Here is an 11,376-nt window from a genome sequence, read left to right as displayed (position 1 = left end):
GGCCGCGTGGCGCGAAGGGCGGGACGTGAGGGTGAATCACGGCCGGAGGGCGCGTGGCGCGAAGGGCGGGACGTGAGGTGAATCACGGGCGGAGGGCGCGGCCGGGCGTGGACCCGGTCAGCTCGCCCCCGGCCAGCACGCGGACCCCCGACACCAGCACGTCGTCGACGCCGGTCGCGAGCACGCGCGGGTCCGCGTACGTCGCCCGGTCGCCCACCGCGGACGGGTCGAACACCACCACGTCGGCCGCGGACCCCGCCCGCAGCAGCCCCCGGTCCGACAGCCCGAACCGCCGGGCCGGGTGCCCGGCCAGGTGCACGACGGCCTGCTGCCACGTCCAGTCACCCAGCTCCCTGACATGCCGTCCGAGAAACCTGGCGAACGCCCCGAACCCCCGCGGATGCGGATGACCGCCCACGTAGATGCCGTCGGAGCCGCCGGTGTGCGAGGGGTGGCGCAACATCCGGCGTACAGACTCCTCCCCCTCCGGCCCCTCGTCGGGGCGGGCGAACACGACGCCCGCCTCCAGCCGCGTCTCCGTGAGGAGGCGGCGGCACAACTCGGCCGGCCCCACCCCCGCCTGCTCGGCCGCCGCCACCATGGTCAGGCCCTCGGCCCACTCCATGCCGGGGGCGTGCGAGACGGTCAGCCGGGGCCACGTCTCGGCCAGCGCCGGCCACCAGCCGTCCAACTCGTCCGAGGCGATCATCTCCAGCGCGCGGCCGGGCTCGGCGCCCGGCACGGACGGCGGCAGCACGTACATGGCCAGGATCGAGTTGCCCCGCAGGTAGGGGTAGGTGTCGAAGGTCAGGTCCACGTCCCCGGCCAGCGCGTCATCCACCAGCGGCAGCAGCACATCGGCGGGTCCGTGCAGGTGGGAGACGTGCACGGCGGCCTTGGAGCGGCCGGCGATCTCCACGACCTCCGCCATGCCGACCCCGGCGCGGGCGCCGTAGGCCCGCATGTGGGTGACGTACGGGAGGCCGCCGAGCGGCTCGCACAACACGGCCAGTTCCTCGGCCGAGGCGTAGCGGCCCGGCAGGTATTCGAGCCCGCTCGACAGCCCGGCCGCGCCCTCCGACAGGCCGCGCTCGACGCGCCGCACCATCGCCGCCAGGTCACCGGGCGAGGCCGGCTCGGACGACGGGCCCATGACGTCGTAGCGGATGGTGCCGTGGGGGAGCAGGTAGGCCGTGTTGAGCGCCACCGCGCGGTCGTACGAGCCGAGCAGGTCACCGACCGTCAGCGGGCCGCCGGCCGGCACCTCCTGCCCGCCCGGCCCGCGGGGAGATCCCGCCGGCGGCTCCTGCGCCTCGCCGGAGGGCGCTCGCCCGGGGATCGGGCCGTTGACGGCGGCGAAGTAGCGTGCCGCGTAGGCGACGGTCTCGGCGGAGCCGGGCGCGAAGGACAGCCCGTCCTGCCCGAGCACGAACGTGGTCACCCCCTGCCGCAGCGCCGCCCGCTGCACCGCCGGGTCGAAGACGGCCGCGTCGCCGTGGACATGACAGTCCACGAACCCCGGCGTCACGAACCGCCCGGCAGCGTCGATCACGGTCTCCGCCTGAGCGCCGTCCAACCGGCCGACCGCGGCGATCCGGTCTCCGGCGATCGCCACGTCCGCGCGGTACGGCGGGGCGCCCGTGCCGTCGAGCACCCGCCCCCCACTGATGACCACGTCGAAGCCCACTCCAAGATTCAACCAGAGCGCGACGGCGTCACACCGCACCGGGCCGCGAAGTCGACCGGCCGCTCGGCCAGCAGGTCGCGGGCCTGAGTACGGGCCAGGTTCCAGCCGTTCCACGGGTCGGGCCGGTCCAGCCCGTTGGCCCTGACCACGTCGGCCAGCACGCAGCTGCGCTGCGGCTCCGGCAGCCCGTCCAGCGCCGGCACCGCCTCCGCGCCGAGGTCACCCAGGTAGTCGGAGTCCATCTTGGTGACGCCGCGCACCTCCACCTGCGTGTACGCGACCCGCAGGTCGGGGTTCACGATCGCGAACGCGCCCAGGCCGAGCCCGGTGATCAGGACGATCGTCCGCGGCAGCCAGCCGGCGCCGCGGCCTGTGAGCCGTACCGAACCGGCCAGCAGCACCAGCGCGAACACCGTGCCCAGCCACCAGACCGTGGCCTGTACGGAGATCCGCAGCCTGGACAGGCCGTAGGCGTCGGTGTAGAGGTTCATGCGATGCAGGGCCGAGGCCAGCACCACCATGGTCAGCCCGCACAGCACGCCGAGCAGGCAGGCCAGCATCCAGCGCTCGCGGCGCTCGGTCTTGAGCAGCCCGCCGGCCACCGCGACGATGGCGAGCACGAAGACGCTGACCACGACGAGCTGGAAGAAGCCCTGCCTGGCGTACTCCGCGTAGGTCAGGCCGGCCGTCTTCAGCACCAGCGTGTTGCCGCCGAACAGCGCCGTGATCTGCACCGCCACGAACGACGCGAACAGCAGGTTCACCGCCGTGAGGGGCAGCAGCCACACGCTCCTGCTCACGCTGAACTTGGTCCCGGGGCCCATCGGGTCGACCACCGGCCTGAGCGCGACCAGCACCACGGCCGCCAGCAGCACGGCGAAGACCGCGAACAGGAAGATCCGCCCCGGCGCCGACTCCGCCCACTCCGGCGTGGTGGTCAGCCGCTTCACGTACGAGGCGAACACCGCGTCCGCCGAGCTGAACAGCAGTCCGAACACCAGCAGCAGCACCGCCGTGATGCCCAGCGCGGCCAGCATCGGCATGATCCGCCGCCGGGCCGTCAGCTTCTTGATCGGCGGGGACAGGAACCACGGCACCGGGCCCAGCGCCAGCAGCACGGACACGCCGCCCCTGATCACGCCGACCCATCCCGCGCCCGCGCCCGAGACGGCCAGCGCGCCCAGCCCGGCTCCCGCCACGAGCAGGATCGCCACCAGCCAGTCGGCGTCGCGCACCGCCGCCATGGAGATCAGCCAGTAGGCCGTCACGCCGAACGCCACCGTCCACGGCGTCATCCGCCGCACCACCGCCGGCAGCGCCGCCGCGCCCAGCACCATCGCCACCAGCACGAATCCCAGCCCGACCTGCGCCTCCGGCAACGCCACGGCCGCGAACACCCCCGCTCCGGCCGCCGCGGGCAGGAGCCACCGGGGCGGGTCGGGCAGTTCGGGCCTGGGGAAGAGCGGGGGCGGCACATAGGACGGCGGCGGTGCCTGACCCCGGTACGGTGCGACTGCGTGCCCAACCGGCTGACCTGCTGCTTGCGCCGCCGTCTGCCCGACCGGCTGACCTGCTCCATGCGCCGTCTGCCCAACCGGCTCACCCGCTGTTCCCACCGCTGACCGGCCCCCCGTCTCGCTCACGGACCGGCCCGTAGGCTGGTCGCCTTGCTGACCCGGCGCTGCCAACTGGGCCGAGTGGTAGGCCGAGTGGTAGGCCGCGGCCGCGGCCGCGGCGCGGCGTCCCGAGCTCGCCCCCAGCGCCGCACCGACGGCCCCCATGACGGCGGTGCACATGACGAGCGTGACGAGCGCCATCCCGTCCCCGACGGTCAGGCTGACGAGCACGGCGGCGAACATGCCGGCCAAGAAGCCGACCAGCACCCCGACGACGCCGCCACCGATCATCCTGGCGAATCCGCTGCCCACCGCGGGCTGCGGAAAGGGCACCACGGGGGACATCCCCGGACCACTCGCCGCCGCGGCGCCGAAAGCACCCACGGCGCCCACGCCGCTCGCGGCACCGGCCGTCACGCCACCCGAGGCGCGGTCACCCGACACGGCGCCGACCTCGGACGGGACCCGGTCGGCCGCCCCCACCGTCACAGCCTCCTCGGCGGGGACGGCGGCCGGCTCCGGCCGCGTCTCCTCCGCCGCGTTCCGCTGCTGGTCCGACTCTAACGGCGCGTCAGCCATCGTCGTCCTTCCTGGTAAACCGACGACCATGCGGCACCCCGCGCAGTCGTCGATGTGAATGGATCCCCCGTGCAGCTCGACGATCTCCTTCACGATGGCCAGCCCCAGCCCCGCACCCCCCGAGTCCGCCGCCCGCCCCGCGTCCAGCCGGGAGAAGCGCTCGAACACGCGCCCCCGGGCCGACACCGGGATCCCCGGCCCCCCGTCGGCGACGACGATCCGCACGCCGGCCCCATCGGCCACGCCGGTCACGTTCACCACCCCGTCCGGCGGGCTGTGCCGTACAGCGTTGTCGAGGAGGTTCGCGAGGACCTGCGCGAGCAGGTCGGGGTCGGCCTTCACCACCAGATCGTCCGGAACTTCGGCCCGGATCACGACGTCGTCCCGGGCCAGGCCGGCCTCGCGCACGGCCTGCTCGATGAGCGGCGCCAGCTCGATGGCCTCGGCCTCGATGAGCCGTGCGCCCGAGTCGAGCCGCGACAGGTCGAGCAGCTGGGCCACGAGCCGCCCGAGGCGCTCGGTCTGGGCGAGCGCGGTTCGCATGGTGACGGGGTCGGGCGCGGAGACGCCGTCCACGACGTTCTCCAGGACGGCGCGCAGGCCGGTGATGGGGGTGCGCAGCTCGTGGCTGACGTTCGCGACGAGCTCGCGCCGCTGCCTGTCCACCTCGCCGAGGTCGGCCGCCATCGCGTTGAACGCCCTGGCCAGCTCCCCGACCTCGTCCCGCGAGGTGGCGCTGACCCGCAGCCCGTAGCGGCCCTTGGCGATCGTCTGGGCGGCGCTGGCCATCTGGCGCAGCGGCTTGGTCATCCCCATGGCCAGGACCTGCACCATGAGCAACGCCAGGACGACGGCGACCGCGATGCGTACCTCGCGGGAGAGCCCGGAGGCGAGGCCGACCTCGTTCACCACGAAGGCCGTGCCCACGGCCAGCACGATCACGATGCCGAGCTTGACCTTGATCCGGCCGAGGAAATCGAGCGGCCTCATCGCCGCACCAGGGCGTAGCCGACGCCGTGGACGGTGCGTACGACGTCGGAGCCCAGCTTGCGGCGCAGCGCCCGCACGTGGCTGTCCACGGTCCTGGTCGCCGCGGCCTCGGAGAAGCCCCACACGTCGGACAGCAGCCGGTCGCGCTCGAAGACCTGGCCGGGCCGCTCGGCCAGCCGCCGCAGCAGGTCGAACTCGGTCCTGGTGAGCTGTGCCTCCACCCCGCGCACGAACACCCTGCGGGCCGCGGTGTCGATCTCCACCTCGCCCACCCTGATCACGGTGTCCTCGGCCGCGAGCTGGGCCGCCCGCTCCACCCTGCGCAGCAGCGCGTGGATCCGGGCCACCAGCTCGCGCATGCTGAACGGCTTGGCCAGGTAGTCGTCGGCCCCCACCCCGAGCCCGACCAGCACGTCCGTCTCGTCGCCGAGCGCGGTCAGCATGAGGACCGGCACCGGCCTGGCCGCCTGCATCCGCCGGCACACCTCGAGCCCGTCGAGGCCCGGCAGCAGCCGGTCGAGGATCACCAGGTCGGGCTCCGCCTTGCCGTACTGGACGAGGGCGTCCTGCCCGTCGCCGGCCACCCTCACGTCGAAGCCCTCGGCGGCCAGCCTGTTCCGTACGGCCAGGGCGATCGTCTCATCGTCCTCGACCACGAGGATGCATCGCTGCTCTGCCACGTACGAAAGCCTAGAAGGGGCCTGTGCAGACGACACCTCCTTAAGCGTGCACATACGGTGCAGACTTGGCGGGTGAACACTGCCGGATACCTCCGCCGCATCGGTCTGCCCGACCTGCTCCACGCCTCCGTCAGCGCGGACGGCCTGCGGGCGCTGCACGTCGCCCACATCGAGAAGGTGGCGTACGAGACCCTGAACATCTGGCTCGGCCGCCCTACCACCGTCGATCCCCTCGAGTCCGCCGAACGTATCATCGGCGGCCGCGGCGGCTACTGTTTCCACCTCAACGGGGCGTTCTCCGCGCTGGCCATGGCGCTCGGCTACGACATGACCAGGCACGTCGGCGGCGTGCAAACCCGGGACCGCGAGCCCGCCGTCACCGCCAATCACCTGGTGCTCACCGTGCGCGGCCTGCCGTCCGCGGACAATCCGGGCGGCGAGTGGCTGGTGGACCTCGGTCTCGGCGACGGGTTGCACGAGCCGCTCCCGCTGGTCGCAGGCACGTACCGGCAGGGACCGTTCCAGTACGTCCTGCGTCCCTCGGAGGTGGCCCCCGGCGGCTGGCGGCTCGACAACGACCCGAGCGGCTCGTTCCTGGGCATGGACTTCGCCCCGGAGGCGGCGGACATGTCGGCGTTCGAGGAGATGCACCGGCATCTGACCACGTCGCCGGAGTCCGCCTTCGTCCGCACGGCCGTGGTCCAGCGGCGCGACGCCTCCGGCGTGGACAGCATGCGCGGGCTCGTCCTGTCCCGGATCGGGGCCGGCGCCCACTCGCTCACGCTGGACACGGCGCGCGACTACTACGCGGCCCTGGCGGATGTGTTCCACCTGCCACTCGACGACGTCGACGCGCAGGAGAAGGACAAGCTCTGGGACAGGTTGTACGACGCGCACGAGGCCTGGCTGGCCGGCGGCTCGGCGTGATGGCCACGGGTACGGACGGACGCTATCGTGCACCTCGACATGGGAGAGACCAGGAAGCTCTCGGGACGCTACCGGCTGCTCAACCCCCTGGGCGCGGGATCGGTACGCCTGGCCTTCGACGAGTCCGGACACCGTGACGTCGCGGTCAGGGAGCTGCGGGTCCCCGCCGACCTGCGCGACTCCGCGCTGCACCGGGCACGCCGGGCGATGGTCCTGCGGCACGGCTCGATCGTGCGGGTGCTCGACGTGGTGGTCGAGGACGGGACGCCGTGGCTGGTCATGGAGTTCGTGTCCGGGGCGTCGCTGGAGCAGGCCGTGCGCTCACGCCGCCCGCTCCCCGTCATGCAGGCGGCCAGGGTCGGCGTCGGCGTGTTGTCGGCGTTGACGGCCGCGCACGCGGCGGCGATCGTGCACGGGTACGTCGATCCGGGAAACGTGCTGCTCACGACGACGGGCCGGGCGGTGCTGACCGGGTTCGGGCTGCCCAGCCGCGCCACGTGGCCGTCCGGCGACCTCTGGTCGCTGGGCGCCACGCTGCACTTCGCGGTCGAGGGCCGGCCGCCCGGCCAGGTGCCCGCCGAGGGCCCCGATCCGCTCAGGTCGCTGATCAGGGCGATGTTGAACCCCACCGGGCCACCGCCGGTCGAGGTGATCCGCGAGACGCTCGAACGGCTGGCCGTGGACCAGCCGCTGGACCGGCTCATCGAGTCTCTGGGCCCGCTGCCGCCCGCCGAGGTGGCCGCGATCGGGCTGGCGGTGCTCGACCGGCTCCGGCGCGGGCCGGGCGTGCACGGCGGGGTGCAGCCGGGAAACGTCCTCCTCGACGCCGCAGGCCGGGCGACGCTGCTTCCGTCGCTGCGTTCGGGGACCCTGCCGGCGTACACCGCGCCCGAAGGCGTCCAGAGCCCGGCGGCCGATCTCTGGTCGCTCGGGGCCACCTTGTTCGCCGCCGTCGAGGGGGTGCCGCCCGCGCCGGGCGCGCCGCTGGGCCGGGCGGGCCCGCTGGCGTCGCTGCTGTTCAGGCTCCTGTCGGGCAATCCGGCCGAACGCCCGTCGCCGGACGAGGTCCGCCGGGAGCTGACGGCACTGGGACGACCGCGCAACATTTGAGATACATCGCGAGTTCGGAACCAACGTGATGGTCTCGATCGTTGGATCGACGACGCAGAATGTGAGAGAGGCGGGGCGCGCGCTCCGCGTTCGGAGGATGTTGAAGATGTCGCCAGTCCAGAAGTACGCCATTGGCGCAGGCGCCGCGGTTCTGCTCTCGCTGATCTTCCTCCCCGGTTGGGTCACCCTGCTGGTAGTCCTCGGCGTGATCGCTGCCCCGGTGGTCGGTTATCTGATGCTCGACCCGTCGCAGCGTGAGCGGCTCAAGAGGGTCCGCAGGCGCGGCATCGGCAGCTGACCTCCGGCGGCGGGGGCCGTTTCAGGCCTCCGCCGCGGTCGCCAGCGCCGAATGCACGCGCTGGGTCACCCTGCGCTCGACGTAGAACGACAGGAACGGCACTGTGCCGCCGAGCATGACGCCGAGCATGTACGGCCAGCTCCAGCGCGCCTTCATGCCCAGGTTCATGACCGCGATCAGATAGATCATGTAGAACCCGCCGTGAATGGGCGCGGTGACCTTCGACATGGCCGCGTTGCCGAAGCCGTAACGCAGCACCATGGCGACGCACAGGATGAGCAGCATGACGCCGACCACGTAGGCGAGCACCCGGAAGGGCTTGAGGGCCGATTCCACGATTTAACCTTCCAGAGCCATCTCAGGGGATTTGCCACGATCCCGATCCGTTCGTACGGCATCGCGTACGAAGTGGAACCACATGAACACGGCGAATCCGGCAAAGATCCACCAGTTAGCGGCGTATGCCAGATTACGCCAGGTCAGCGTGCCCTCCACCGCCGGCGGCGCGACCTTGACCTGGGTGAGCGAGCCGGACGGCGGCTGCGCCACCACGTAGCCGGTACGCACCTTCTGTCCCGTCCACAGGTTGACCAGCTCGCCGGTGGACACCGTCTGCACCTGCCCGGCCGGCAGTCCCTCGGCGCGCCGCTGCACGCTGTCGGTGCCCTGCTGCGGCCGTAGCCGCCCGGCCACCGCCACCCTGCCCTGCGGCACGGCGGACACCGCGGGGTCGTCGCTCCTGGCCGCCCAGCCGCGCACCACCGGCATCAGCGTGCCGTCGTCGAGCCTGAGCGGGGTGAGCACCCAGTAGCCCTGGTCCCGCGAGATGTTGCCGCCGGGGGCGTCGACGTCGGCCCGCCGATCGGCGACGAGCAACTGGCGGCCGGCCTCGTAGACGCCCTCCGCCGTGACCCTGCGGCCCACGACCTCGCCGCTCAGCTGCGCGCCCACGGGGGCGAGCGTCGCGGCCGCGACGGGCCCGGGATCCGTGGTGGCCTGAGGCTTTCCCGAATCTTGGAAGACGCCGAGCTGCCAGCGCCCGAGCAGGATGAAGGCGATCAGGACCCCGATGGTGAGCAGGTGCAACCCCATGACGCGGGGCGAGAGAAGGGTCCTGAGCATGCTCCAAAACTATCCGCTGAGTGGGGTGGTCCCCTCACCAGGGGACGTCTACAGATCCCGCAAAAAGGCACAAACGTCGCAGCCGATCACGCTAGGCTGCTGGCCATGTCTGACCAGCACATCGACCCCGCGGGCAACACCCAGGCCTTCCGTGCCTTCGCGCAGGCGCGCGAGCAGGAGGCGGCGGCCAAGCCCAAGAAGTCGCCCCTGCTGCCCATCATCGCGGTCGTCGCGGCGATCGTGATCATCGGCGTAGCCGCCTTCCTCCTCCTGCGGTAGATCCCCGACCCCAGGACGGCCCGCCGCGACGCCGTGGCGGGTTTTCGTCGTTCTCTCGTTGGCCTACATTGGACGCATGGTCCAATAGGAGGTCCCCGTGGCAGACCCAGGGGTAGTGATCGTGGGTTCCGGCTTCGCCGGGATCTGCATGGCCATCAAGCTGAAGGAAGCCGGGTACCACGACTTCGTCGTCCTGGAGAAGGCGGCGGAGCCGGGCGGCACCTGGCGGGACAACACCTATCCCGGCTGCGCGTGCGACGTGCCGTCGCCCATGTACTCGTACTCGTTCGAGCTCAACCCCGGCTGGTCCCGGATGTTCGCCCCGCAGCAGGAGATCCAGGACTACCTGCGCTTTTGCGCCGCCAAGTACGGCGTGACCCCGCACATCCGGTACGGCAAGAACGTCACCGCCCTCGAGTACGACGACGAGCGCCGCGCCTGGTCGGTGACCACGGACGACGGCCAGACCCTGCGGGCCAACGCGGTGGTCTCCGCCACCGGCGCCCTCCACATCCCGAAATTTCCGGAAATACCAGGACGGGAGTCGTTCGCCGGCCCCGCCTTCCACTCCGCCGAATGGGACCACTCGGCCGACCTGACCGGCAAGCGCGTCGCCGTCATCGGCACCGGCGCCTCCGCCGCCCAGTTCGTGCCCCAGATCGCCCCGGCGGCCGCCCACGTGACCGTCTTCCAGCGCACGGCCCCGTGGCTCCTCCCGAAGCCCGACCTCGCCTTCCCGCCGCGGGCACGCCGGCTCCTCCGCCTGCCCGGCGTGGCCAGGGCCCTCCGCTACGCCGTCTACTGGGCCCTGGAGACCAGGGCGCTGGGCTTCGCCGTGCACCCTAGCCTCATGAAGCCCCACGAGCGGCTGGCCCTCAGGCACCTGGAAGCGCAGGTCCCGGACCCGGGCCTACGCCGCGCCCTCACCCCCGGCTACTTGATCGGCTGCAAGCGCGTCATCGTCTCCAGCGACTACTACCCGACCCTGACCAGGGACGACGTCTCCCTCGTCACCGACGGGATCGCCGAGATCCGCGAGCGCTCGATCGTGGACGCCGCGGGCGCCGAGCACCCGGCCGACGTGATCGTCTACGGCACGGGCTTCAAGGTGGTGGACGCGCTCGCCGGCAGGCGGATCCTCGGCCGGGGCGGGCTGAAGATCCAGGACGCCTGGCAGGACGGCGTCGAGGCCTACCACGGGATCACGACCTCGGGCTTCCCGAACCTGTTCTTCCTGCTCGGCCCCAACACCGGCCTGGGGCACAACTCGGTGGTGTTCATGATCGAGTCGCAGGTGCGCTATGTCGTCGAGTGCCTGCGCCTGCTCTCCAGAACCCGGGCCAGGGCACTCGACGTCCGTCCAGAGGCCCAGCGGGCGTTCAACCGGCGGCTGCGGGCGCGGCTCGACCCGCTGGTGTGGAACGCGGGCGGCTGCCGGTCCTGGTATCTGGACGAGCACGGAGTGAACCGGACGATCTGGCCCGGCTTCACTTTCGAGTACTGGGCGCGTACGAGGCGGGTGAACCCCCGCGCCTACGAGCTCATCCACTAGATGCCGTCGAGGAGCGCCGCCACCGCCTCGTCGGCGAAGTCGTCGCTCACGCGCAGTCCCCTGAACACCGCCCGCATCCACACCGCCCCCGCCAGCAGGTCCACGACGAGCATCGGGTCGACCGACTCCTTCAGCTCGCCGCGCCGCACCGCGCGCTCGAAGATCTCCCGCTCCCGGGCGAACCGGTCGGCGAAGAACTGACGCGCGTCCAGTTCGGGATGGCGTACGGCGGCGCCGAGCGCGGCGACGGCGATGTCGCTGGCCGGCGGCTCGGTGAGGAGCCGTATGACGCCCTCCACGAGCGCCACCAGGTCGCCGCGCAGGCTCCCGGTGTCCGGCGCGTCGAACCCCAGCACGTCCGCCTCCACCAGCGCCGCCCCGAGCAGCGCGGCCTTCGACGGCCACCACCGGTAGATCGTGGTCTTGTTGACGCCCGAGCGCTCGGCCACACCCTCGACGGTCAGCCCGTCGTAGCCCTTCTCCGCGACCAGTCGCAACGTCGCATCGAAGATCTCCTGCTGTTTCCTCGGCGCCAT

11 protein-coding genes are annotated in these 11,376 nt (G+C 72.2%); 5 read left to right on the top strand and 6 right to left on the bottom strand.

Annotated features, from left to right (window positions below; all coding sequences use genetic code 11):
* Positions 1-82 precede the first annotated feature (82 nt).
* From ACIBX3_RS02800 to ACIBX3_RS02790, 3 genes are read right to left on the bottom strand one after another with little or no spacing between them, the layout of a single operon-like run.
* Positions 83-1,687: an amidohydrolase family protein gene (locus ACIBX3_RS02800; protein ID WP_397112376.1), complete on the bottom strand. Its 1,605-nt coding sequence runs from the start codon at positions 1,685-1,687 to the stop codon at positions 83-85.
* Positions 1,688-1,695: 8 nt separating this feature from the next.
* Positions 1,696-4,872 (bottom strand): DUF4153 domain-containing protein, encoded by a 3,177-nt coding sequence (locus ACIBX3_RS02795; protein WP_397112374.1) that lies wholly within the window; start codon positions 4,870-4,872, stop codon positions 1,696-1,698.
* Complete coding sequence (locus tag ACIBX3_RS02790; RefSeq protein WP_397112372.1) at positions 4,869-5,552, bottom strand: response regulator transcription factor; 684 nt, start codon at positions 5,550-5,552, stop codon at positions 4,869-4,871. The genes ACIBX3_RS02795 and ACIBX3_RS02790 overlap by 4 nt, the downstream gene beginning before the upstream one ends.
* A gap of 72 nt (positions 5,553-5,624) precedes the next feature.
* On the opposite strand from ACIBX3_RS02790, the gene ACIBX3_RS02785 reads away from it, so the two are divergent.
* The 3 genes from ACIBX3_RS02785 (at position 5,625) to ACIBX3_RS02775 (ending at position 7,887) form a co-directional block, all read left to right on the top strand.
* The gene (locus ACIBX3_RS02785) at positions 5,625-6,479 is read left to right on the top strand and encodes an arylamine N-acetyltransferase (RefSeq protein ID WP_397112371.1); all 855 of its coding nucleotides are present in this window, start codon (positions 5,625-5,627) and stop codon (positions 6,477-6,479) included.
* A 39-nt stretch (positions 6,480-6,518) separates the two neighbouring features.
* Positions 6,519-7,589, top strand: a complete 1,071-nt coding sequence (locus ACIBX3_RS02780; RefSeq protein WP_397112369.1) for a protein kinase — start codon at positions 6,519-6,521, stop codon at positions 7,587-7,589.
* Between the two features lie 106 nt (positions 7,590-7,695).
* A complete protein-coding gene (locus tag ACIBX3_RS02775; RefSeq protein WP_397112367.1) occupies positions 7,696-7,887 on the top strand; it encodes a hypothetical protein in 192 nt (63 codons plus the stop codon).
* A gap of 21 nt (positions 7,888-7,908) precedes the next feature.
* On the opposite strand, the gene ACIBX3_RS02770 is transcribed toward ACIBX3_RS02775, so the two are convergent.
* Positions 7,909-8,223, bottom strand: a complete 315-nt coding sequence (locus ACIBX3_RS02770; RefSeq protein ID WP_397112366.1) for a DUF3817 domain-containing protein — start codon at positions 8,221-8,223, stop codon at positions 7,909-7,911.
* 3 nt (positions 8,224-8,226) lie between these two features.
* Complete coding sequence (locus ACIBX3_RS02765) at positions 8,227-9,009, bottom strand: SURF1 family protein (protein ID WP_397112364.1); 783 nt, start codon at positions 9,007-9,009, stop codon at positions 8,227-8,229.
* Between the two features lie 105 nt (positions 9,010-9,114).
* On the opposite strand from ACIBX3_RS02765, the gene ACIBX3_RS02760 reads away from it, so the two are divergent.
* Positions 9,115-9,288 (top strand): hypothetical protein, encoded by a 174-nt coding sequence (locus ACIBX3_RS02760; RefSeq protein WP_397112363.1) that lies wholly within the window; start codon positions 9,115-9,117, stop codon positions 9,286-9,288.
* 97 nt (positions 9,289-9,385) lie between these two features.
* A complete protein-coding gene (locus ACIBX3_RS02755; protein WP_397112361.1) occupies positions 9,386-10,840 on the top strand; it encodes a flavin-containing monooxygenase in 1,455 nt (484 codons plus the stop codon).
* Here the strand turns inward: ACIBX3_RS02755 and ACIBX3_RS02750 are convergent.
* Entirely contained in the window at positions 10,837-11,376 is a 540-nt protein-coding gene (locus ACIBX3_RS02750; RefSeq protein WP_397112359.1) for a TetR/AcrR family transcriptional regulator, read from the bottom strand. The two genes, ACIBX3_RS02755 and ACIBX3_RS02750, sit on opposite strands and share 4 nt — an antisense overlap.

It is taken from the genome of Nonomuraea sp. NPDC049480, from assembly GCF_044465905.1.
In the GTDB taxonomy this organism is placed as follows: Bacteria; Actinomycetota; Actinomycetes; order Streptosporangiales; family Streptosporangiaceae; genus Nonomuraea.
The sequence above is the reverse complement of the archived record's forward strand: the minus strand, read 5'-3'. Positions and strand labels throughout refer to the sequence as shown.

Bases quoted from the DNA above. Each gene is read 5' to 3' on its own strand.
- ACIBX3_RS02795 (WP_397112374.1), bottom strand. From the start codon at position 4,872: ATGAGGCCGCTCGATTTCCTCGGCCGGATCAAGGTCAAGCTCGGCATC.
- ACIBX3_RS02780 (WP_397112369.1), top strand. From the start codon at position 6,519: ATGGGAGAGACCAGGAAGCTCTCGGGACGCTACCGGCTGCTCAACCCC.
- ACIBX3_RS02775 (WP_397112367.1), top strand. From the start codon at position 7,696: ATGTCGCCAGTCCAGAAGTACGCCATTGGCGCAGGCGCCGCGGTTCTG.
- ACIBX3_RS02765 (WP_397112364.1), bottom strand. From the start codon at position 9,009: ATGCTCAGGACCCTTCTCTCGCCCCGCGTCATGGGGTTGCACCTGCTC.
- ACIBX3_RS02760 (WP_397112363.1), top strand. From the start codon at position 9,115: ATGTCTGACCAGCACATCGACCCCGCGGGCAACACCCAGGCCTTCCGT.
- ACIBX3_RS02750 (WP_397112359.1), bottom strand. From the start codon at position 11,376: ATGGCGCCGAGGAAACAGCAGGAGATCTTCGATGCGACGTTGCGACTG.